Annotated in this window: 23 protein-coding genes; 14 read left to right on the top strand and 9 right to left on the bottom strand. The window is 72.8% G+C overall.

Features of this window, described 5'->3' with window-relative positions; all coding sequences use genetic code 11:
• The first annotated feature begins 147 nt into the window (after positions 1–147).
• From U870_RS0110785 to U870_RS0110765, 5 genes are all read left to right on the top strand, one after another.
• Positions 148–666 (top strand): GNAT family N-acetyltransferase, encoded by a 519-nt coding sequence (locus U870_RS0110785; protein ID WP_025157400.1) that lies wholly within the window; start codon positions 148–150, stop codon positions 664–666.
• Complete coding sequence (locus U870_RS0110780) at positions 663–1,688, top strand: amino acid ABC transporter permease (RefSeq protein WP_025157399.1); 1,026 nt, start codon at positions 663–665, stop codon at positions 1,686–1,688. The genes U870_RS0110785 and U870_RS0110780 overlap by 4 nt, the downstream gene beginning before the upstream one ends.
• The gene (locus tag U870_RS0110775; protein WP_025157398.1) at positions 1,685–2,443 is read left to right on the top strand and encodes an amino acid ABC transporter ATP-binding protein; all 759 of its coding nucleotides are present in this window, start codon (positions 1,685–1,687) and stop codon (positions 2,441–2,443) included. The genes U870_RS0110780 and U870_RS0110775 overlap by 4 nt, the downstream gene beginning before the upstream one ends.
• Positions 2,444–2,488: 45 nt before the next feature.
• Positions 2,489–3,508: a transporter substrate-binding domain-containing protein gene (locus U870_RS0110770; RefSeq protein WP_025157397.1), complete on the top strand. Its 1,020-nt coding sequence runs from the start codon at positions 2,489–2,491 to the stop codon at positions 3,506–3,508.
• 113 nt (positions 3,509–3,621) lie between these two features.
• Positions 3,622–3,903, top strand: coding sequence for a hypothetical protein (locus U870_RS0110765; RefSeq protein WP_025157396.1), 282 nt, complete (start codon positions 3,622–3,624; stop codon positions 3,901–3,903).
• A gap of 107 nt (positions 3,904–4,010) precedes the next feature.
• On the opposite strand, the gene sufU is transcribed toward U870_RS0110765, so the two are convergent.
• Both sufU and U870_RS0110755 read right to left on the bottom strand, forming a co-directional pair.
• Positions 4,011–4,454 carry a Fe-S cluster assembly sulfur transfer protein SufU gene (gene sufU, locus U870_RS0110760; RefSeq protein WP_025157395.1) on the bottom strand — a complete coding sequence of 148 codons (444 nt, stop codon included), beginning with the start codon at positions 4,452–4,454 and terminating at the stop codon, positions 4,011–4,013.
• Positions 4,451–5,728, bottom strand: a complete 1,278-nt coding sequence (locus U870_RS0110755; RefSeq protein WP_025157394.1) for a SufS family cysteine desulfurase — start codon at positions 5,726–5,728, stop codon at positions 4,451–4,453. The genes sufU and U870_RS0110755 overlap by 4 nt, the downstream gene beginning before the upstream one ends.
• A 138-nt stretch (positions 5,729–5,866) precedes the next feature.
• Between U870_RS0110755 and U870_RS0110750 the strand changes: the two genes are divergently transcribed.
• The 5 genes from U870_RS0110750 to U870_RS0110730 are packed head-to-tail and all read left to right on the top strand — an operon-like array spanning position 5,867 to position 11,412.
• The gene (locus tag U870_RS0110750; protein ID WP_025157393.1) at positions 5,867–6,700 is read left to right on the top strand and encodes a DUF1684 domain-containing protein; all 834 of its coding nucleotides are present in this window, start codon (positions 5,867–5,869) and stop codon (positions 6,698–6,700) included.
• Positions 6,697–7,812: an LLM class flavin-dependent oxidoreductase gene (locus U870_RS0110745; RefSeq protein ID WP_025157392.1), complete on the top strand. Its 1,116-nt coding sequence runs from the start codon at positions 6,697–6,699 to the stop codon at positions 7,810–7,812. Before U870_RS0110750 ends, U870_RS0110745 begins: the two co-directional genes overlap by 4 nt.
• Positions 7,809–9,182: an NtaA/DmoA family FMN-dependent monooxygenase gene (locus tag U870_RS0110740; protein ID WP_025157391.1), complete on the top strand. Its 1,374-nt coding sequence runs from the start codon at positions 7,809–7,811 to the stop codon at positions 9,180–9,182. The genes U870_RS0110745 and U870_RS0110740 overlap by 4 nt, the downstream gene beginning before the upstream one ends.
• Positions 9,183–9,220: 38 nt before the next feature.
• A complete protein-coding gene (locus U870_RS0110735; protein ID WP_025157390.1) occupies positions 9,221–9,418 on the top strand; it encodes a hypothetical protein in 198 nt (65 codons plus the stop codon).
• 53 nt (positions 9,419–9,471) lie between these two features.
• Complete coding sequence (locus U870_RS0110730) at positions 9,472–11,412, top strand: MSCRAMM family protein (RefSeq protein ID WP_025157389.1); 1,941 nt, start codon at positions 9,472–9,474, stop codon at positions 11,410–11,412.
• Between the two features lie 103 nt (positions 11,413–11,515).
• Here U870_RS0110730 and U870_RS0110725 read toward each other — a convergent pair whose 3' ends face one another.
• The gene (locus tag U870_RS0110725; protein ID WP_162819134.1) at positions 11,516–12,121 is read right to left on the bottom strand and encodes a hypothetical protein; all 606 of its coding nucleotides are present in this window, start codon (positions 12,119–12,121) and stop codon (positions 11,516–11,518) included.
• Between the two features lie 179 nt (positions 12,122–12,300).
• On the opposite strand from U870_RS0110725, the gene U870_RS0110720 reads away from it, so the two are divergent.
• Entirely contained in the window at positions 12,301–13,092 is a 792-nt protein-coding gene (locus U870_RS0110720; RefSeq protein WP_025157387.1) for an alpha/beta fold hydrolase, read from the top strand.
• 49 nt (positions 13,093–13,141) lie between these two features.
• Positions 13,142–14,029, top strand: coding sequence for an SMP-30/gluconolactonase/LRE family protein (locus U870_RS0110715; protein WP_025157386.1), 888 nt, complete (start codon positions 13,142–13,144; stop codon positions 14,027–14,029).
• Positions 14,030–14,037: 8 nt separating this feature from the next.
• Here U870_RS0110715 and U870_RS0110710 read toward each other — a convergent pair whose 3' ends face one another.
• Positions 14,038–14,895, bottom strand: coding sequence for a fumarylacetoacetate hydrolase family protein (locus tag U870_RS0110710; RefSeq protein ID WP_025157385.1), 858 nt, complete (start codon positions 14,893–14,895; stop codon positions 14,038–14,040).
• A 10-nt stretch (positions 14,896–14,905) separates the two neighbouring features.
• Positions 14,906–15,883, bottom strand: coding sequence for a C-terminal binding protein (locus U870_RS0110705; RefSeq protein ID WP_025157384.1), 978 nt, complete (start codon positions 15,881–15,883; stop codon positions 14,906–14,908).
• A gap of 79 nt (positions 15,884–15,962) precedes the next feature.
• Here U870_RS0110705 and U870_RS0110700 point away from each other — a divergent pair, with 79 nt between their 5' ends.
• Together U870_RS0110700 and U870_RS0110695 are read left to right on the top strand one after the other, a co-directional pair.
• Entirely contained in the window at positions 15,963–16,712 is a 750-nt protein-coding gene (locus U870_RS0110700; RefSeq protein ID WP_025157383.1) for an SDR family NAD(P)-dependent oxidoreductase, read from the top strand.
• Positions 16,713–16,800: 88 nt separating this feature from the next.
• Entirely contained in the window at positions 16,801–17,136 is a 336-nt protein-coding gene (locus U870_RS0110695; RefSeq protein ID WP_025157382.1) for a nuclear transport factor 2 family protein, read from the top strand.
• Between the two features lie 25 nt (positions 17,137–17,161).
• Here the strand turns inward: U870_RS0110695 and U870_RS0110690 are convergent, their stop codons facing one another.
• From U870_RS0110690 to U870_RS0110675, 4 genes are read right to left on the bottom strand one after another with little or no spacing between them, the layout of a single operon-like run.
• Entirely contained in the window at positions 17,162–17,965 is an 804-nt protein-coding gene (locus U870_RS0110690) for an SDR family NAD(P)-dependent oxidoreductase (protein WP_025157381.1), read from the bottom strand.
• The gene (locus tag U870_RS0110685; RefSeq protein ID WP_025157380.1) at positions 17,962–19,044 is read right to left on the bottom strand and encodes an enolase C-terminal domain-like protein; all 1,083 of its coding nucleotides are present in this window, start codon (positions 19,042–19,044) and stop codon (positions 17,962–17,964) included. Before U870_RS0110685 ends, U870_RS0110690 begins: the two co-directional genes overlap by 4 nt.
• Entirely contained in the window at positions 19,041–19,826 is a 786-nt protein-coding gene (locus U870_RS0110680) for an SDR family NAD(P)-dependent oxidoreductase (RefSeq protein ID WP_025157379.1), read from the bottom strand. The genes U870_RS0110685 and U870_RS0110680 overlap by 4 nt, the downstream gene beginning before the upstream one ends.
• Positions 19,827–19,885: 59 nt before the next feature.
• On the bottom strand, positions 19,886–22,099 hold the full coding sequence (locus U870_RS0110675; protein WP_240183671.1) for a peptidase C14: 2,214 nt from the start codon (positions 22,097–22,099) through the stop codon (positions 19,886–19,888).
• Position 22,100: the final 1 nt, after the last annotated feature.

Genomic DNA, 22,100 nt, shown 5'->3' with positions numbered 1-22,100 from the left:
CGTCGCCCGCCGGGACGCGTTCACCAAGCCCCCGTTGCGCCGTGTGACGGCCGCGTCGCAATCCGTAACGGGAGCTCCCGCCCGCTTGACGGGCGCCCGTACGGTCATCGGCATCCCTTCCGCTCCCATCCGATTGGAGGCCCGCCGATGCCCGCATCCCCCGTCCTCGCCGACGAGTTCCGCTACGTCGACGCCACCGACGAGCTGGCCCGCCCGCTGCTCGCCGAGCTCGAGCTCGAGTACGACACCCGCTACGGAGATTTCTTCGGCGAGCGCGCCTCGGTGGAGCTGAGCCGCTACCCCGCCGAGGACTTCGCGGTGCCGCACGGAGCGTTCGTGCTCCTGCTGCGCGCCGGAGCGCCGATCGCGGGAGGCGCGTTCAAGCGCTACGACGAGCGGACCGCCGAACTCAAGCGCATCTGGACCAGCGCATCCCATCGCCGCGAGGGGCTCGCCCGCCGAGTGGTGGCCGAGCTGGAGTCCGAGGCCGTGCGGCGCGGCTACACGCGGGTGTACCTGACGACGGGCCCGCGGCAGCCGGAGGCGAAGGCGCTGTATCTGGCGGCGGGGTACACCCCGCTGTACGACACCGCGCTGAGCGCCGAGGAGGTCGGCATCCACCCGTTCGAGAAGACCCTGCACACCCCCGCGGCGGTGCGACGATGAGCGCGACGACGACGGCGCCGGCCGAGACCGCCGGGGCGTCCACGAGCGCCGCGCCGCCCGCGACCATCCGGGGCACCGGGGCGGCACCCTTGCCGAGCGCCGACGAACTGCGTCGTCTCGCAGACCGGCCCGTGCTCGCGCTGCGCCACCCCGGCCGCTGGCTGGGCGCGGCGGTCGTGCTGCTGCTGCTCCTGAACGCCGGCCAGTCGCTGTTCACGAACCCGTCCTGGGAGTGGGCGAAGGTCGGCACCTGGCTGTTCAGCCCGGCGATCCTGACCGGACTGCAGCTCACCCTGACGGCGACGGCGATCAGCGCGGTGGTGAGCTTCGTCGGCGGCGTCGTGGTCGCGCTCGGGCGGTTGTCGCCGAACCCGGTGCTGCGCTCGGTGAGCTGGCTGTACGTGTGGCTGTTCCGGTCGGTGCCGCTCATCCTGGTGCTGATCTTCCTGTACAACCTGGGCAGCCTGTACCCGTCGATCGGGGTCGGGGTCCCGTTCGGTCCGCAGCTGACGGTGCCGACGGTGACCGTGCTCTCCGACCTCACGCTGGGCGTGATCGGGTTGAGCCTGAGCGAGATCGCCTACGCGTCCGAGGTCGTGCGCGCCGGGGTGCTCGCCGTCGACCCCGGTCAGCAGGAGGCGGCCAAGGCTCTCGGCCTCTCCCGCGGGCGGCAGTTCCGCCGGGTGATCCTGCCCCAGGCCTTGCGGTCGATCGTCCCCGCCTATGTGAACCAGATCATCGGGCTGCTGAAGGCGAGCTCGCTGCTGTTCTACGTCTCGCTGCTCGACCTGTTCGGGGTGGTGCAGAGCATCGGGAGCACGAACCCCGGCGACATCATCCCCCTCCTGGTCGTCGCCACCATCTGGTATCTCGTGCTCACCAGCATCGTCTCGACCATCCAGTACTACATCGAGCGCTACTACGCGCGCGGCTCGGTGCGCGCCCTCCCGCCGACCCCCTTCCAGCGGGTGCGGCTCTGGGTGCGCGGCCGGGAGAACAACCGCCTGGACGGTGCGCTGTGAGCGCCGGCATCGAGATCGCCAACGCGACCAAGGCGTTCGGCGACCGCCCGGTGCTGCGCGGCATCGATCTGACGATCGAGGCCGGCACCGTGACCGTGATCCTCGGGCCTTCCGGATCGGGCAAGTCGACGCTCCTGCGCGCCATCAACCATCTCGAGCCGCTCGACGAGGGCTACGTCGTCGTCGGCGGCGAGCTGATCGGCGTGACCGTGCACCGCGGCCGGTTGAAGGAGCTCAGCGAGCGCCGCATCCTCGCCCAGCGCGCCCGGATCGGCTTCGTCTTCCAGAACTTCAACCTCTTTCCTCACCTGACGATCCTCGAGAACGTGACCGAGGCACCGATCGCGCACGGTCTGGCACCGGTCGCCGCCCGGGAGCGTGCGCGCACGCTGCTGGAGCGTGTCGGACTCGCCGAGAAGGCCTCGGCCTACCCCCGCCAGCTCTCCGGCGGTCAGCAGCAGCGCGTCGCCATCGCCCGCGCCCTCGCGCTGGAGCCCGACGTCCTGCTCTTCGACGAGCCGACCAGCGCACTCGATCCGGAGCTCGTCGGCGAGGTGCTCGCGGTCATCCGCTCCCTCGCCGGCAGCGGAGCGACCCTCGTCGTCGTCACCCACGAGATCGGCTTCGCCCGGGAGGTCGCCGACCGCGTCGTCTTCCTCGACGAAGGACTCGTGGTCGAGCAGGGCACCCCGGCCGAGGTGCTCGACGCCCCGCGCGAGAAGCGCACCAGAGAGTTCCTGAGCCGCGTGCTCTGAACATCCACCCGCCCGACGCACCACCCGCACACCCCAGGAGATCCCATGTCACAGCACCTCCCCCGGCGTCGCCGACGGACCGTCGTGTCCGCCGCGCTCGTCGCCACCGCCCTCGTCGCCTCCCTCGCGGCCTGCTCCGGACAGGCGTCGGCGAGCAGCACGAGCGGCGGATCCGACACCGTCACCATCGGCGCCCACTCGAACGGGGTCGCCACCGAGAGCACCGTCGAGGTGAAGCAGGTCGACAGCATCCGGGACACGCTCCCCGAGAGCGTGAAGAAGAGCGGCACGCTGGTCGTCGGCCTCGGAGCGCTCCCCTCCGGCTTCCCGCCCATCACCTATGTCGGCGACGATCAGAAGACCTACACCGGCACCGACCCCGACCTGGCGCGCCTGGTCGCGAAGGTGCTCGGCCTGAAGCCGGAGTTCAAGAACGCCACCTGGCAGAACCTGTTCATCGGCATCGACAACGGCACGATCGACACCGGCTTCTCGAACATCACGGTGACCGAGGAGCGCAAGCAGAAGTACGACTTCGCCTCCTACCGGCAGGACATCCTCGCGTTCGCCGTGCTGAAGAAGAACACGTGGGAGTTCGACGGCGACTACCAGAACCTCGCGGGTCTGACCGTCGCGACCGACCGCGGGACGAACCAGGAGAAGATCCTGCTGGAATGGCAGCAGAAGCTCCAGGCCGAGGGCAAGACCCTCGACGTGAAGTACTACCCGGACACCAACGCCGTCTACCTGGCGCTCAACTCGGGCAAGATCGACGCCTACTTCTCCCCCAACCCCGGCGTCGCCTACCAGGAGACGCAGTCCGCGAAGACCGCAAACCCGATCCGCACGGCCGGCACCTTCTCCGGCGCCGGCGAGACCGTCAAGGGTCTGATCGCCGCCACCTCCAAGAAGGGCAGCGGCCTCGCCGAGCCCGTCGCCGCAGCCTTCAACTACCTGATCGAGCACGGTCAGTATGCGGCGGTGCTGAAGGCGTACAACCTCACGAACGAGTCCGTGGAGACCTCCGAGGTCAACCCGGCCGGCCTGCCGCTCAGCAACGAGTGAGCACCGCGGACGGCCCGCTCGCCCCGGCCATCGCGCCGGGCGGACGGGCCGTTCGCAACAGGTCGTCATGAACATGGCGGCCGCACCCGTCAGGAGGGTAGAAACGAGCGATCATGTCGCGCATCTTCACGAGTAAATTCAATCCCGGCAGGGCCCGGTGGGAGCTGGTGGTCAGCCCCCAGGGCGACGTGTACGCGTTCCCGCTCACGCTGCCCATCGCGCAGCGCCAGGTGCTCGGCGGCCACAAGCGCTACCTCGTCGGCACCGTCGAGCGCGGCACCGCCGCCTGGACGGCGGCCGGCCCGTCCGGACTCATCTACGGCACCACGTTCCCGTCGCTCCCCTCGGCCTTGGAGGCCATCGCCGACGAGGTCGACCTCGCGCCCGTCCCGTAGCACTGCGGGCAACGGAGGAGATCACGCGAGACTCACGGCCCAGAGGCCGGCAACGGAGGAGTTCCCGCACGGATGTGCCGGGATCTCCTCCGTTGGCGACCGCGTGGTCAGGCGGATTTCAGGAGGGCGTCCTCGAGGGCGACCCACGGGAGCATGGCGCACTTGATGCGGGTGACGTACTTCGAGACGCCCGCGAGCGCGACCGCGTCGCCGAGCAGCTCGTCGTCGCCCTCGAGCGCGCCCTTGGAGTGCATGAGCTCGCGGAAGGCGGCCACGGCCTCCTCCAGCTGCGCGCGGTCGACATCGTGGACGAGGTCGCTCAGCAGCGACGCCGAGGCCGTCGAGATCGAGCAGCCGTGCCCCTCCCAGCTGATCGCGGCAACGCGGCCGTCGGCGGTCGTGTGCACGCCGACGGTGACCTCGTCGCCACAGGTCGGGTTCAGCTGGTGGGAGCTGGCCGCGGCGTCGTCGCGCAGCCCGAAGCCGTGCTTCTCCCGGGCGTGGTCGAGGATCACCTGCTGGTAGAGGTTCTGCAGATCGCTGGAGGTCATGCGGCCACTCCGAAGAAGGCGCGGGCGTCGGCGACGGCGGCGACGGCCGCATCCACCTCGTCCGCGGTGTTGTACAGGTAGGTGCTGATGCGCGTGCTCGCGGTGGCGCCGAAGCGGCGGTGCACGGGCTGGGCGCAGTGATGGCCGACGCGCACGGCGATGCCGCGATCGTCGAGGAACTGGCCGACGTCGTGCGAGTGGATGCCGTCCACGACGAAGCTGGCGAGACCGACACGGGGCGTGCCCGCGCCCGGTCCGAGCACCCGCACACCCGGGATCTCCGCGAGCGCGGCGAGCATGCGGTCGCCGAGGGCCTCCTCGTGGGCGGCGATGGCGGTCATCCCGACCGCGTCGAGGTAGTCGACCGCCGCGGCGAGCGCGACCGCTTGCGAGACACGCTGCGTGCCCGCCTCGAAGCGCTGCGGCGCCGGGAGGTACTCGGCGCCCTCCAGGGTGACCGTCGTGATCATCGACCCGCCGGTGAGGAAGGGCGGAAGAGTGTTCAGCAGCTCGGCGCGGCCGTAGAGCGCGCCGACGCCCGTCGGGCCGAGCATCTTGTGGCCGGAGAAGACGGCGAAGTCGACGTCCAGCGCGGCGACATCGACCGGCAGGTGCGGCACCGACTGACAGGCGTCGAGCACGACGAGGGCGCCGTGCTCGTGGGCCAGCGCCACCAGCTCCGCGACCGGCGCGATCGCGCCGAGCACGTTCGAGACGTGGGCGAAGGCGACGAGCCGCGTGCGCGGTCCGATCAGCTCGGCGGCCTGATCCAGGCGCAGGGTGCCGTCGTCGTGGAGGCCGACGATGCGCAGCGTCGCACCCGTCCGGGCGGCGAGCTCCTGCCACGGCACGAGGTTGGCGTGGTGCTCGGCCTCGGTCGCGACGATCTCGTCGCCCGGGCCGAGCCCGAACCGGGCCGCCGCCGCGCCGCCGCGGCCGAGCGAGGCGTTCGACATCCCGTACGCGATCAGGTTCAGACCCTCGGTGGCGTTGGAGGTCCACACCAGCTCGTCGGGTCGGGCGCCGACGAAGCGGGCCACGCGTTCGCGGGCCTCCTCGAACAGCTCGGTCGCCTCCCCCGCCACCGTGTGGGCGCCGCGGTGCACGGCCGACGTGTAGGTCTCGGCGAACGCGCGCTCGGCGTCCAGGACCTGCCGCGGTTTCTGGGAGGTGGCCCCCGAGTCGAGATAGACGAAGGGGTGCCCGTTGACCTCGCGGGCGAGGATCGGGAAGTCCGCGCGCAGGCGGGCCGGGTCGAGGATGTCGGTGCGCATACGGTCCTCAACCATACAAGCGGCTCCTGCAATCCCGCCGTGCGCCATGCAACCCGCGTGACCCCGTATGACGGGGGTTACGCCGCGTGTCGGCGACCCTTGCCCGCGCCCGGTGCGCCGCCGGTAGCGTCCTGCGGCATGAGCATCGCATCCGAGACCGACACCACCGCCTTCGCGGCCGCGTGGTCCGACTGGCACGACGCGCACGAGGCCGCGCGCGCCGACGCCCACGGCTTCCTCGCCATCACCTCCCTCCGCTGGCTCACGTCGGCGCCGGAGCGCTTCGACGATGTGCCCGGCGCGTGGTCGACGGGCGCTGAGGGGCCGATCGTCGTGCTCGACGCGGGCGAGGAGCTGATCGTCGACGGCGCGGTCGTCACCGGGCGGCACGCGTTCGGGCCGATCGCGGAGCGGGATCAGCGGATCGTCTCCTTCGGCGACGCGGTCGTCGAGGTCGCCCGCCGGGGCGGGTCGGACATCGTGCGGCCGCGGCATCCCGACGCCCCCGTTCGCACCGCGTACGCGGGGACCCCGACGTACGCGCCCGAGGACCGCTGGGTGATCCCCGGCCGGTTCGAGCCGTTCGCCGAGCCGCGGGAGGTCACGGTCGGCTCGGTGGCCGAGGGCCTGGAGCACGTCTACGCCGCACCGGGCGAGGTCGTCTTCGAGCACGACGGCGCCGAGCACCGGCTGATCGCCTTCGACGGCCGCACCCCCGGTTCCCTCCTCGTGCTGTTCCTGGACGCGACGAGCGGCGTCACCACGTATGCCGCGAACCGCTCGCTCGCCGTCGCGGCGCCCACGGCCGACGGTGCGGTCGTCCTGGACTTCACCCGCGCCGTCAACCTCCCGTGCGCGTACACCGATTTCGCGACCTGCCCGCTGCCTCCGGCCGGCAACCGGCTGCCGTTCGCCGTGACGGCGGGCGAGCGCATCCCGGTCGAGCGCGGCGGAGAGCGGGTCGACGCATGACCGGCTTCGTGCTCGGCGTCGAGCTGGACGGCGACGGCGCGCATCCCGCCGCGTGGCGGGCCTCGGCCTTCGGCCCGCAGGGGGTCCTCTCCGGCGGAGCGGTCGCCCGGCGTGCGCAACTCGCCGAGCGCGCGGGGTTCGCCTTCGCGACCTTCGCCGACGCTCCCACGCCGCCCGGCCACCGCGGAGGCCCGCAGGCGCGTCTCGACGCGGTGCTCCGCGCGGCCTACGCGGCACCCCTGACCGCGGCGATCGGCCTCGTACCGACGGTGCACGGCGTGTACGGCGAGCCGTTCCACGTCGGCACCCAGCTCGCCAGCCTCGACTACGCCTCGCACGGACGCGCCGGCTGGCTCGTCGAGGCCGACCCCGACGCCCGTGCCGCCGCCGTGTTCGGACGCCCCGCGGTCTCCGCCCCGGTCGCGGCCGATCGGGCCGCCGACGCGGTGGAGGTCTCGCGTCGGCTCTGGCTGTCGTGGGAGGCGGACGCGGTCGTCGCGGACGTGCCCACCGGTCGCTATCTGGACCGGGACCGCGTGCACCACATCGATTTCGCCGGCGACGACTACCGCGTGACCGGGCCGTCGATCGTTCCGCGACCTCCCCAGGGTCTGCTCCCGGTGCTCGGCAGGGCCGCCCTCGCCGAGCGCGTCGAGCTCGACGTCGCCCTCTTCGATGTCGCCTCCATCGAGCCGGGCGAACTCGTGGCGGCCTCCGCCGCGCTCGCCTCGACGCTGCGCTCGCGCGGCGCGGCCCTCGCCGTGCTCGACCTGGAGGTGGCGCTCGACTCGGCGGGTGTGCCGGCCGAGTCCCGCGTCGCGGCGCTCGACAGCCATACGGCGTGGCCGCGGACCCGCGCGCGCTTCACCGGGACGGCCTCGGCGCTGGTCGAGCTGCTCGCAGCGCTCGCGACCGTGGTCGACGGCGTCCGGCTCCACCCCGCCGTGCTCGACGTGGAGCTGGAGGAGCTCGGCCGCGCCGTCCTCCCGGCCCTGCGCGAGCGCATCCCCGTCGCCACGCCGCGGTCCGGCGACAGCCTCCGCACCACCCTCGGGCTCCCGGACGCTCCGGCCGGCCCGCGCACCGCCGACCGTCTCGAGGAGTCCGCATGACCGCCCCCACCGTCCTCCGCTTCGGCGTCTTCTTCCAGGGCGTCAACTTCAGCACCGTGTGGTCCGATCCGGCCAGCGGGTCGCAGATCGACTTCGAGAGCTTCCGGCGCGTCGCACAGACCGCCGAGCGCGGCCTGTTCTCGGCGTTCTTCCTCGGCGAGGGCCTGCGTCTGCGCGAGCACCTGGGGCAGCTGCACCAGCTCGATGTCGCGGGACGCCCGGACGCCCAGACCCAGCTCGCCGCGCTGGCCGCGGTGACCAGCCGGATCGGGCTCGTCGCCACCCAGAACACGACGTACAACGACCCGTTCGACCTGGCGCATCGGTTGAACACCCTCGATCTGCTGTCGGGCGGACGGGCGGCGTGGAACATCGTCACCACCGACAACGCCTGGACGGGGGCGAACTTCCGTCGCGGCGGCTATCTCGACCACGCCGACCGGTACACCCACGCCGAGGCTGTCGTCGTGGCGGCCAAGGCGCTCTGGGACGCGTGGGAGGACGAGATCGCCGAGACGTCGGACGCGGCGGCCTGGTCACGTGCCGGCCGCGGCACCGGCGACGGAGGCGCCGAGGTGCGCACCCTGCACTACACGGCCGCGGCCGTGTCTCGCCTCCCCCGCAGCCCGCAAGGCCACCCCGTCCTGTTCCAGGCCGGGGACTCCCCCGACGGCCGCGACTTCGCGGCCCGTCAGGCCGACGTGATCTTCTCCGCCCACAGCGCCTTCGACGACGCGGCGGCGTTCGCGGACGACATCCGGCAGCGCACCCTGCGTGCCGGGCGACCGGCGGACGACCTGAAGATCTTCCCCGGCCAGGAGTTCGTCATCGCGGACACCGACGCCGAGGCCGAGGAGAAGGCCCGCTGGCTGCGTCGCGCCCAGATCTCGCCGCAGACCGCGATCGCCTTCATCGAGAACATCTGGGGCACCGACCTCTCCTCGCTCGACCCGGACGGTCCGCTCCCGGCGTTCGATCCGGTGCAGGAGACGACGGGCGAGACCCGTGGGACGGCCTTCCGTGCGGCGCAGGCGAAGACGACCGCGGACGCCTGGCGCGCGCGGTCCGAGGCGGAGGGACTGTCCATCCGCGAGCTGGTCATCGCGTTGAACTCGACCCGGGGCTTCGTGGGCAGCGCCGGAACCGTGGCGGCGACGCTCCAGCGCTACGCGGACGCCGGGGTGGTCGACGGGTTCAACATCACCCCGTGGCTCATCCCCTCGGGGCTCGACGACATCGTCGACCTGCTCGTGCCGGAGCTGCAGGAGCGCGGCATCTATCCGACGGAGTACGCCGGGGCCACCCTGCGCGAGAACCTGGGGCTGCGCGCCCCGCTCACCCGGCGCACGCGAGCGGCCCGGAGCGCCTGAGGCGGGTGCACGGGCCGCCCGCTCGGTAGGCTGAGGGGATGGTCGAACGCACGAACGGCTCCCCCTGGTTCTTCATCGCGGGCATCGCGCTGATCGCCCTCGGCCTGGCCGTGCCGCTGCTCGTGGACGCGGCGACCGGCCAGGTCCAGTGGCTGGTCCGCGGGGCCGGTGTGATCGTGGCGATCGGCGGGGCAGTGCTCCTCGGGTTCGGGATCCGGCGCCGTCACGGCCGCTGAGGTCGTCCCTGGGCCATCTGGACAGCCCTCGCGGCCGGGCGTACCGTCGCGTCGTGCGCTCTCGCCTGCCGATCGTCCTCACAGCCATCGCCGCCCTCACCCTGCTGCCGCTCGCCTCGGCCGCTCCGGCCACCGCCGCGACCACCGGCCTGTGGGCGGGATGGACGGCGACAGGTCCGTCGTCGTACTCCGTGCAGGTGGCGAACACCCCGGCGATGACGGCCGACGTGACCACGGACTCGCGCGGAGGAGGCGGTGTCGGTGTGATCACGGGATCGTCCACCTGGCTCGCTCAGGGAACCCCTGTCGGTGCGAAGTACGGCTCGAGCCTGAACCGCCCGTACCTCAACCTGCGGCCCAAGGCGGACAACGCGGCCTCCCCGTCGACGACGACGTATGCGTTCGCCGCACCGACGCCGACCTCCGGCTGGACCTTCGTGCTCGGCGACATCGACGCGGACAAGGTCCAGGTGCGCGCGATCGGCCCGGACGGCACGCCACTCACCGCCGCCCAGCTGGGCTACAACGGCGGATTCAACTACTGCGCCCCCGGCATCGTCGGCAAGCCGTCGTGCACGGGGTCGGCGACGGACGTGCCGACGTGGGACGCGTCCACGCAGACCCTCACCGGCAACGCGGCCGCGACGGACACGGCAGGCGCGGCGGGATGGTTCGAGCCGAACGCCCCCATCTCCACCCTGACGTTCGTCTACACGCAGCGCTCCGGCGCCCCCGTCTACCAGACCTGGTTCGCCTCCCTCGCCCGTGATGTCACCGGCACGGTCTCGACGACGGACGCCAGCAGTCCCGCCGGGGCGACCCTGACGCTCACCGATGCCGACGGCCGGGTCGTCGCCACCACCACGTCGGCCGCGAACGGCACGTACTCCTTCCCGGGCGTCCAGGCGAGCGCCGGCTACACCGTGTCGATCACACCGCCGTCCGGCTGGATCGCCGACGCGCCGCGGTCGCGGCCCGCCGATCTCTCCTCCGCGGACGCCGTCGCGGACTTCTCGATGCACGTCATCGTTCCCGTGGCCGTGGGAGGCACGGTGCGCGACACCCACGGCGACCCCGTCCCGGGTGCGACCGTCCAGCTCGCACCCGGAGTGACCACGGTCACCGGCCCGGACGGCTCCTACCTGTTCGACCACGCGGATGTCGGCTCGTACACGGTGCAGGTCACGGGCGTCCCGGCGGGCTACACGGTCGTCACCCCGGGACAGCCGGTCACCGTGCCGTCCGGATCGGAGACCCCGATCCTCGGCGTCGACTTCCAGGTGCGCGAGAACCCGAGCCTCAGCGGTACGGTCACCGACGCCGCCGGGCCGGTGGCCGGCGCCGTGATCACCGCGGTCGGCCCGAGCGGAACGGTGGGCGCCGTCACCGGGGCCGACGGCACGTACACGCTGCCCCGGCTCGACGCAGGCGGGTACGCCGTCACCGTCACCGCTCCCGACGGGTACATCGCCAGCGGTCCCGCCGAGCGGGACGCGACCGTCGCGACGGACGACGTCACCGGCATCGACTTCGCGCTGGCGAAGACCGGTTCCGTCGCCGGCGTCGTCACGGCCGACACCGGTCCGGTCGACGGGGCGACGGTCGTCGTCGCCGGCCCGGGCGCGCCAACGACCCTCACCACCGCGGACGGCGGTCAGTACGACCTGGGCGGACTCCCGCCCGGGGACTACACGATCACGCTCGCCGTCCCGGACGGCTACACGGCCTCCGGTCCGCTCACCCGGACGGTGACGATCACGGCCGCCGGCGACGCCGTCACCGGTGCGGACTTCGCGCTCACGGCCGTCCCGGTGGCACCGACACCGACGCCGACACCGACCCCGTCGGGCGGGGGCACCTCGACGACCGGCGTCCTCGCCGACACCGGCTCGACGGACGCCTCACCGCTCCTCGGACTCGCGGCCCTGCTCACGCTCGCGGGTGCGGGGACCGCGGTCGCCGCCCGTCGCCGGGCACGCCTCCACCGGGACTGACAGGACGCCAGGACTTCCGGCGGCCCGGATGTGATGCCGTCAGGGTGTGATGGCGTCAGGGCTTGATGGCGTCAGGGCTTGATGGCGTCAGGCCGTCCGGCCGTCAACTCCAGATCGGGCGGGCCTCCCCCGCCGCCGCGCGGATCCTGCCGCCCGACAGCTCGTGCGTGCCCTCGGTCAGCCCGAACGCGGGCCATTCCCAGGCCAGGGTCAACGGCCCGTCCGGCGGCAACGGCCACAGCCACAGCTCCCCCGCGAACAGCTGCGTCTCGTCGCTGCCTCCGCCGCTCCAGTTCGCCATCCCCAGGACGTGCCGGTCGGGCTCGGTGAGCTCACCGGGCAGCCACCACGAATCGCCGTCGGCCACGAGCCGTTCCCCGTCCGCCAGCTCGACGCCGAGGCGGAGCGACCCGAGTTCCTGCTCCCCGGGAAGGCGCGGGCCGCCCACCCGGCGCACGAGAGCGGCCCAGGTCGCATCGTCCTCGTGCAGGCGGCGCAGCCTCCACTCGACCAGGAACAGCGCCCCGTCCGAGTAGGCCCGCACCCCGCTGAGCAGCAGCGCCAGGTTGTCGGTCGTGCCGAGCACGGCCGTCTCGGGAAGCGCGTGCGGCAGCTCGTCCTCGGGCGGCCGCGACCAGCGCGGGGCGCGGTACCGCGACGGGTCGCGGCTGTCCACAGGACGCTGTTCGCGCTCGGGGAAGAACCTCATCGACACCCCCATCCGTCCGTCGCCCGGGTGCGCGGACGGACTGTGTGGGCCAACACTACCCGCGCCCGACGGAACGCGGGAGGTCCGATTCCCGACAGTCCTGGCGGTACGATCGGAGGCTGCCTAGACTCGGCCATGTCCGCGCGGCGCACGCGCGGAGCCTTCCGGAGGGAGCACCCATGTCCACCGTCTCGTCGTCCGACGGCACCACGATCGCCTTCGAGACCTCGGGCTCCGGCCCGGTGGTGGTCCTGGTGGACGGCGCCTCGGCGCACCGCGCGGGCGGGCGGTCCCGCGAGATCGCGGCCGCCCTCGCCGACCGCCTCACCGTCGTGGTCTACGACCGCCGTGGCCGCGGCGAGAGCGGTGACACGCTCCCCTTCGCCGTCGCCCGCGAGATCGAGGACATCGCCGCCCTGGTCGACGCAGCGGGCGGCTCCGCCACCCTCGTCGGCTTCTCGTCCGGGGGTGCGCTCGCCCTCACCGCGGCAGCCGCCCTCGGACCCGAGACGGTGAACCGGCTGGCCGTGTACGAGCCGCCGTACCTCCCGGAGGAGGCCCAGGCTCCGGCGCTCGAGTACACGGCCGCTCTCGGCGACGCCCTCGCACGCGACGACCGGGATGCGGCCGTCGAGCTGTTCTTCCGCCGTGTGGGTGTGCCAGAGGACCAGATCGCCGGGATCCGGCAGTCGCCGCACTGGGCGGGCACGATGGCGCTCGCCCCCACACTGGCCTACGACGACGCGGCGCTGGGCGACTCCCTCGTACCGGACGAGGTCGTCGCCGCCCTGCGCGTCCCGGTGCTCGGGATCGCCGGCGGCGCGAGTCCGGCGTTCCTCCACTACGGCGCGCACGAGATCGCGGCGGGAGCCGCGGACGGCCGATACGTGGAGCTGCCCGGCCAGACCCATGACGTCCAGCCCGACGCGATCGCGCCGGCGCTGCTCGAATTCGTCACGGGTTCCGCCTGACCCCGCCGGGCGCCGTCGGCCGCGCTCCCCGCTCTGCCAGGATCGGAGGATGACGCGCTACCGGGCGCACCGCGCCACGGCCGAGACCTACACGCTCGCCGAGGGCCCCGTCTGGGACGCCCCACGCGACCGTCTCCTCTGGGTCGACATCCTCGCCGGCACCGTGCTGACCGGGCGCCTCGACGACGACGGCATCACGGTCACGGGGAGCCGCTCCTTCGGCGAACCCGTCGGGGCCGTGCTGCCTTCGCGGGACGGCCGATGGGCGGTCGTCGGCCGGGACCGCGTCCTGCTCGCCGGAGACGACGGCTCCCTCGGACCGGGCCCGATCGTCGTCCCGGCGGGCGCACGGAGCCGTACGAACGACGCCGCCGTCGACCCGGCCGGTCGCCTCCTGGTCGGCACCCATCCGCTCGACGACGGCACCGGGCCGGAACGCCTGGTCCAGATCGAGGGCGAGCGGGTGCGCGTCCTCGACGACGATCTGCGGCTGTCCAACGGTCTGTGCTGGGCGCCGGACGGGGGGACCCTCTACTCCGTCGACACCCTCACCTCCACGGTGTGGGCACGCGACTACGACGCCCGCACGGGTGCGACCGGACCACGACGGGAGCACCTCGTCGCACCGCAGCTGGGGAGCGGGATGCCCGACGGCATGTGCGCCGACACCGACGGGATGCTCTGGATCGCGTTCTGGGGCGGGAGCGAGGTGCGCCGCTTCGACGCCTCCGGGGCAGTGGTCGACACGGTCGCCGTCGACGCCCCGCACACGTCGAGCGTGGCGTTCGCCGGACCGGACCTGCGAACGCTCGTGATCACCACCGCCCGCGAGGGCCTGGATGCCGACCGGCTCGCGGCCGCCCCGGCCTCCGGTGCGCTGTTCACCGTCGCCGTGGAGGCACGTGGCCTCCCGCAGCCGGAGTACCGCGCGGCGTAGCGCCCGGGTCAGCGCGTGGCGCGCCGCACGCGGTTGCGCTGCTCCCCGAGGCCCTCGATCGCGACACGGACGGTGTTCCCGTCCACCAGATACGGGAAGCGCCCGGAGAGCGCGACGCCCTGCGGCGTCCCGGTGTTGACGATGTCCCCCGGCTCCAGCACCAGGTACTGGCTCAGGTCGCGGATGAGCGATGGGACGCCGAAGATCAGATCGGCCGTCGACGAGTCCTGCCGCGGCGCGTCGTCCACCCAGGAGGCGAGCCGCAGGGCGGCATGATCGACCTCGTCGGGCGTCACCAGCTCGGGCCCGAACGGGTTGAAGGTCTCGGCGCTCTTGCCCTTGGACCATTGGCCGCCGGAGACGTCGAGCTGCCAGGCGCGTTCCGAGACGTCGTCCGAGACGGCGAAGCCGGCGATGCACGCCAGTGCCTCGTCGTCGGACTCCAGGTAGCGGGCGCGGCGGCCGATCACCACGGCGAGCTCGACCTCCCAGTCCACGCGCTCGGCGGCCGGGGGCAGCAGGATGTCGTCGTTCGGCCCGACCAGCGTGTTCGGATGCTTGAAGAACACGATCGGGTGCTCGGGCGGCGCGGAGCCGGACTCGGCCGCGTGCGCCGCGTAGTTCTGACCGATGCAGACGATCGCCGCGGGCCGGGTCACCGGCGGCCCGACCCGCAGGCCTGCTGCGCCCGGGGCGGCCTCGGGCAGGTCGCCCGCGGCGAGGGCGGCCGCGGTGCGTGCGATGCCGTCGGAGGCGAAGAAGGCCGGGTCGATGTCCGGCGTGATCAGGTCGAGCTCGTGCAGACGGCCGCCGGCACGGACGAACGGTCGTTCGGCGCCGGCGGGGCCGAGGCGCAGGAAGCGCATGGTGCTCCTCTCAGTCGGCCGCGGCGGCGACCCGGTTGACGATCGCCGGGACGGCGCGGCCGGCCCAGTGGTCGATGACGTTGTCGGCCGCATGCAGCGGCAGGTCGACGAGGGCCTCCGGCGAGTACCAGGCGGCGTGCGGGGTCAGCAGAACGCTGTCGAGTCCGCGCAGACGGCTGCTCCTCGGCAGCGGCTCGCTCTCGAACACGTCGATCGCGGCGCCCGCGAGGGACCCGGCCGCCAGCGCGTCGGCCAGCGCCTCCTCGTCCACCAGCGGCCCGCGGCAGGTGTTGACGAGCACCGCGCTGGGCTTCATCGTCGCGAGCGCCGCCGCGTCGACGAGGTGCCGGGTCTGCTCCGTGAGCGGCGCGTGCAGGGTGAGAACGTCCGCCCGGGCGATGGCCTCGGCCGGCGGAGCCGGTTCGAGGCCATCGGCGAGGATGTCCACGTCCGGGACCATCGGATCCGCGACGACGACGTGGAAGCCGAGGGCGGCGCAGCGCCGGGCGACGAGCGACCCGATGCGGCCGTAGCCGATGACGGAGACCGTGGTCGCCGCGGGGCGGAACGCGAGAGGACGCGCGTCGACCGCCGACCACGCCCCCGCACGGACGGCACGGTCGTAGCCGATCAGGCCGCGACCCAGGGCGAGGATCATCGCCAGTGTGTGGGTCGCCACCTCGTCCAGGCAGTAGGCCGGGGTGTTCGCCACCAGGATGCCGCGCTCGGTCGCCGCGTCGACGTCGATCATGTCGTAGCCGATCCCCAGCCGGCTGATGAAACGCAGGTTCGGGAGGCGGTCGAGCAGGTCGGCGGTGATCGGCGCCCACTGCACGATCAGGGCGGAGGCGTCGGCGGCGACCGCCACGATGTCGTCGGCGGACGGCGAAGCGGCGCGGCGCACCCGGAGGCCGGCCGCGGTCAGGGCGTCGTCGGCGGCGGTGCCGGGCAGATCGCAGTCGGTGATCACAACGAGATCGGAAGTCATGACCAAAACGCTATAGCATCTAGCGTTTTCGAGCCAGTCCACTCCCGGTTTGGCAGCGAATTGCTATAGCGTTTCCCTCATGACTCTCCGACGCAGCCTCATCACCGGCGCAAGCTCCGGGATCGGATCCGCCACCGCCGTCGAGCTCGCCTCCGCGGGCCACGCGGTCTGGCTCACCTTCACCTCCGGAGGCTCCGCCGCGGAGCGCGTGGCGGAGGAGTGCCGCGCCGCAGGCGCCGCCGACGTGCGTGTCAGCCGGCTCGACCTCCGCTCCCCCGACTCCGTCGCCGCCCTCGTCGCCGAGGTCGCCGACACCTGGGGCGAGCTGCACGTGCTGATCAACAACGGCGGCGTCTGCCCCTACCGCCACTACGACGACATCGAGCTCGACGAGTGGGACGCGGTCATGGAGACGAACGTGCGCGGCACCTTCCTGCTCACGCGCGGGATGCTGCCGCTGCTGCGCGCCGCATCCGGCGATCGCAGCGTGGTCAACCTCTCCTCGATCGCCGGGCAGCTCGGCGCCCTCCAGACCGGAATGCACTACGCCGCCAGCAAGGGTGCCCTGCTCGCCCTCACCCGCAGCTTCGCCCGGCACCTCGCCGCCGAGGGCATCCGGGTCAACGCGGTCACGCCCGGCCCGGTGTCGAGCGCGATCACCGACCAGCTGACCGCGGAGGGGCACGATGCGCTCGAGTCGTCCATCCCGCTCGGGAGGTTCGGCGTCCCCGCCGACGTCGCCTGGACGATCGCGTCGCTCGCCTCCGAGCGTGCCGGGTTCGTCACCGGCGCCACCTACGACGTCAATGGCGGCGTCCGGATCGACTGACGTCGCCCGTCCCGCCCGAATCCCTCGATCCGCCGCGCCCCTCGATCCGCCGCACCCCTCGATCCGCCGCACCCCTCAGGAGGACCCTATGACCGCACTGGACGCTCTCCGCGTCGTCACCGAGCAGGTCGACGCGTTCAACGCCCACGACCTCGACGCCTTCGTCGCCACGTACGCGGAGGACGCCGTCGTGACCGGCGTCGGCGACGCCCCCGTGGCGGGCCGGGACGCGATCCGCGCGTTCTACGCCGACCGGCTCTCCTCCCCCGGGCTCAGCTGCACCGTCGCCACGCACGCGCTGTTCGGCGATCGCTGGGTGGTCGCGCAGGAGTACGTCGTCCGCGACGGCGTCGCGACCGAGACGATCGCGACCTTCGACGTGCGCGACGGGCTGATCCGCCGCGCATCCATGGTCAAGGCCTGAGCGCGTCGCAGCAGGCGCAGGCGCCTCAGCGCCCGAGCCCGTACCGCTCCGCCAGCTCGGCGTCGGCCTCCGGGCGGCCGAACGCCGACGTCCAGGCGCCGTCCACCGCGATGGACTGACCGCTGATGTACGACGCCTCGTCGCCGAGCAGGTACGCCGTGAGGGACGCGACCTCGGCGACCGTGGCGATACGACGCAGCGGCGGCCCCTCGGCGAGACCGCGCTCCTCCGCCGCCGGGTCCGCGGCGTTGGCGATCTGGGCGTCGAGGTGCGGCGTGCGCACACCGCCCGGGGCGACGGTGTTCGCGCGGATGCCGAAGGGGCCGTAGGTCACGGCGACGCTGCGGGTGAGCGCGTCGATCCCGCCCTTGGTGAACTCGTACGCCGCGTGGTCGACGAAGCTGGCCCGGCCGTGGATGGAGCCCACGTTCACGATCGCGCCGCCCGCCGTCTGCCCGGTGAACGCGGTCACCGCGGCGGAGCAGCCCCACAGGTAGCCGAGACCGTTCGTCTCGACGACGCGTCGCACCTCCCGCTCGTCGAGGGCGTGCAGCGGCGTGCGGACGGTGATGCCGGCGTTGTTGACCCAGCCCGCGAGCGGAGCGAGCTCCATCGCCCGGTCGGCCGCCCGCGTGTGGACGTCGCGCTCGGCCGAGTCACCGTGCACGACCGCGGCGCAGAGCCCGGCGTCCACCGTGTCCGAGGCGGAGCGCTCGATCCCCACGACGATCCAGCCGTCGCCGGTGAGCCGTTCCGCGATCCCGCGGCCGATCCCCTTGCCGCTCCCGGTGACGACGACGCTGCGCGGCTGCGCGGCACTGCTGCTCATGACGACCTCCCGAAGTCGAACGTACCGGGCGCGAAACCGAAACCGAGTCCGGCGCCGGGCGGCGGCGTCGCTCGCCCACCGGAGAACGCCGGGCCGCCCGTGACGAGCACCGGTGACGGGTCGTACGGGTTCGGCAGCGGTCCGCGGGCGAACGTCTCGATCTGCACCCCCGGCAGGTGCACGCTGATCTCCGGCCCGATGTGGCACGAGACCGGGAGGCCCCGGTCCGCCGCCCAGGAGAGGAACGCCCGGGACGGGGTGATCCCGCCGAGGGCGACGACATCGAGTCGCGCCAGATCGATGCCACCGCCCTCGGCGAGAGCCTGCAGGACGGTCGGGTCGGTGACCTCGTCGCCGACCGCGACCGTCAGTCCGGTCTCCCGGCGGATGCGCGCACAGCCCGCGACGTCCTCCGGGAGCAGGGGGTCCTCCAGCCAGGCGAGCCGCGGGCTCCCCCAGTCCGCGATCTCCTCGAGGGCCTCGTCGGCATCGCGCCAGCCGAATCCCACGTCGACCACGAGACCGCAGCCGTCCGGCAGCTCCCGGTCCAGCTCGGCGAGCAGGGCGCGCATCAGCGCACGATCCGGCGAGCGGGAGATCTTCACCTGCGGCCAGCCGTCCCGCGCCTGGCCGACGACTTCCTCCACCAGGCTGCCCACGGTCCGGCCCGGCGTCGGATAGGCGGCGACGAGCATCACCGGGCGCGGCGCGTCTCCGGAACCAAGGAGGCTCCAGACCGGGACGCCGAGCCGACGCGCGTGCAGGTCCCACAACGCGACGTCCACCAGTCCCAGCGCGCGACGCACCAGGCCGACCCGGCCGACGATCGCGCTGCCGCGGAACGCCCGGTCCCAGAGCGCCTCCGGGTCGAGGTCGCCCTCGAGCACGTGCGGAGCGATCAGCCGCTCCACGATCTCCGCCATCGGCGCCTCCCGCGTGAGGCCGTAGGCGACGCCGGCCTCGCCGCCCTCCTCCACCCGGACCGCGGCGAACTCGCGGCGCGTCACCGTCATGGCCCCGAGCTGGAGCGGGGCGGGCAGCGGCAGCGCGGTCGTGGCGGTGCGCAGGTCCCGCGTCACGGCTTCGGCACCGACGCGAGCGGCACGCCGTAGTCGACCATGAAGCCGCCGTCGGCGTACAGGGTCTGCCCGGCGAAGTAGCTCGCCTGGTCGGAGAGCAGGAACGACACCGTCGCGGCGATCTCGGCCGCCTGCGCGAGCCGACCGGCCGGGATGCGGGCGAGGATGGTCTCCTCGCTCAGCGTCCCGGCCGCGACGCCCTGCCGGAACACCCCGGTGTCGACGTAGCCCGGCGCGACCGCGTTGACACGCACGCCTCGCGCGGCCCACTCTGCGCCCGCCGTCGCGGTCAGACCGATCACCGCCGCCTTGGTCGAGGCGTAGGGCGCCCGGCCGGCCGAGCCGCGGGACGAGATCGACGAGATGTTGACGATCCGGCCGCCCCCGGCCGCCAGCATGTGCCGGCCGGCGGCCTGGAGGCAGAGGAAGACCCCGTGCAGGTTCACGTCGACCACGGCCTTCCACTCGTCCCACGCGAGATCCTCGATCGCTCGGTGACGCTGGATCCCGGCGTTGTTGACCACGGCGTCGAGCCTGCCGAACTCGGCGACGACGCCGCCGAACACGGCGTCGACGTCCGCCGGGTCGGTGACATCGAGCCGGCGGTGCACGATCCCCGCCTCCGGCTCGGTCGCGGTCAGCCCCGGCACGAGGTCGGCGGCGACGACGCGGTAGCCGTCGGCCACGAGGCGCTTGCCGATCTCCCAGCCGATGCCGGCCGCGCCTCCGGTGACGAGGGCGACGGGAGCGGGGGCGGCCGTTTCGGATGCGGATGCGGGCATGGGGGTTCCTTCCAGTGGTGCCGTGGTGCGGCGATTCAGGCCGCGGTCGGAGCGGTGGTTCAGACGGTGAGGTTGCCGGCGGTCACGATGCGTGCGGAGTCCGCGGGGAATCCGCTGCGCGTCACCGAGCTTTCCACGTTCACGGTGTGCAGCAGGGTCGACGACCCGCCGAACCCGCCGGACGTGAGCTCGATCGCACCGCCCTCGAACCGGCAGCCCGTGGCACGGTAGTGGTTCGAGCCGCCGGTGAGCGAGACGTGTTTGCCGCCCGACTCCGAGCGGGCGAACGAGCTGTCGGCCAGCAGCAGGGTGAGCGCCTTGTCCCCGCCGCGCCCGATGGCGGTCCCGCCGGCGCCGGTGACGACGCTTCCCGCGGTGACCTCGATGGTCTGCTCGGCGGTCCCGACCGCCTGGAGCGACACGTTGTCGAGCGTCGTGCCGGTGAGCCGGGTGCGCGCCGAGGCCGTCTGCACCGCATCCGACCCGGCCGGCGCCCGGAGCGTCGACCCGCGGAACGTGACCTCGCCTGCGCCCAGGATCTTCATGCCGCCGACGTTCTCGAGCGTCGTGTTCTCGAACGTCACCGGGACCTTCACACTCGCGTCCGTCAGGCTGCCCGGCGCGGCGAATCCGAACCAGGAGTCGCGGATCACGGTCGGCCGGGTGGAGGCCGTCGACGATTGGGTGATCACCAGGGTGCTGTCGGCCGTGCACCCGGTGAGCCGGGCGCCGTCGGCGTTGATCCACAGCATCCCGGAGCCGGCCAGGCTGGGCTTGCCGATCACACGCACGTCCTCGAGGGTCAGATCGGTGACCTTCACCCGGGCGACGAACCACGAGCAGACGTGCTTGCGCACGGTGATGCGCTTGGCGGCCGAACCCCACGCCGCGCCGGAGTTGGCGAACGTCATCAGGCCCGAGTTGCCGGTGTAGGTGAGGTCGTGCTCGTACTGGCCGTGCGTGACGAAGGGGCCTTCGTCGTCCCCGTCGCCGTGACAGTTCTCGACCATCGAGTACGCGCTCGCCGTGAAGTCGTTGAGGTGCCGGGCATTGGAGGTGTGGCAGTTGGCCACGTAGCCGTAGAGGCAGTAGATCTGCTGGGTCAGGTAGCCGGCGCCGCCGTAGGTCACGGAGGTCGGGTTCGACAGGGTGCAGCCGATCGTCGAGTAGAAGGTGTTCCAGCGCCGCATGATCAGCGGCCAGAACGTCAGCGAGCCGACGATGTTCTCGACGTCGCAGCGCACCGCGAATTCGAACGCGATCGGGTGGGAGCCGGTGAACTGGTCGGTCCCCTTGCCGCGGAAGACGAGATTGGCGATCCGGACGCCCTCGACCGGCGTGACCCGCGTCCAGGTGATCGTGCGGCCTTTCGCCAGCGGCCACCCGTTCTTGTAGTCGACGCGGATGTGCGTCGCGTCGACGATCTGGGTCACCTGCACGAGCTTCTGCAGCTCGCGCTCCCAGCGTCCGCTGAGCGCGTTCACCTCGGCCGTGTACCAGGAGTCGACCGCGAACCACGACGAGTCGGCGACCTCGAAGATGTCGCCGAGATCGGGGACGGCCGCCGACAGCGTCGCGGTCTGCGTCTCGGACGACAGGACGCCCTGGAAGAACATCACCGCCGCGAACGGGTCGTCGTTCCCGGCGTTCTCGATGCCCTCGGTCGTCATCAGGTGGCCGCCGAAGTCGAGCTCGAGGTGCGAGCGGACCAGCTTGTGTCGCTTCACGAAGTTGAGGTCGGTGTGCCCTTCGATCCGGGCGATGGAGGCGTCGCCGACCATCGCCTCCAGTGCGGCGTCGGCGGGGGCGTCCGGTCCCATGATCCCGAACTGGCGGAACTCGACCGTGCCCTGGTGCACGAGCAGCCACACGGTGCCGTTCTTGCCGGCCAGCACCGTCCCGCCGTTGGGCGTCTTGCCCTGGCCGGAGGCTCCGCGGTAGATCAGGCCGCCCACGTCGCCGGGCTGGTGATACCCGGAGGCGATGGCGATCTCGCCGTCCTTCGCTTTGACCGTCGCGAGGTCGCCGGCGACGCGCACCTGACGGAGCGAGCCGGAGGAGGCGGCGGTCGCCTGCACCGCGGCGGCGGTGGCCGGGTCGCCCGGTCCGAAGCCGCCGACCGCGGTCACGCCGCCGATGGCGGCGGCGCCGAGGCCGACGAGGAGGCCGCGACGACTGCCGGAGCGGGGCGCGTCCACGGCGGGCGTGGCGTCGGCGCGACGGTCGCCGCGGGAGCGGCGGGCGCCGGTGGGTGGAACCGAGGAGCTGGTCATG

This window comes from Leifsonia aquatica H1aii, assembly GCF_000633535.1.
Classification (GTDB): Bacteria; Actinomycetota; Actinomycetes; order Actinomycetales; family Microbacteriaceae; genus Leifsonia; species Leifsonia aquatica_A.
The sequence above is the reverse complement of the archived record's forward strand: the minus strand, read 5'-3'. Positions and strand labels throughout refer to the sequence as shown.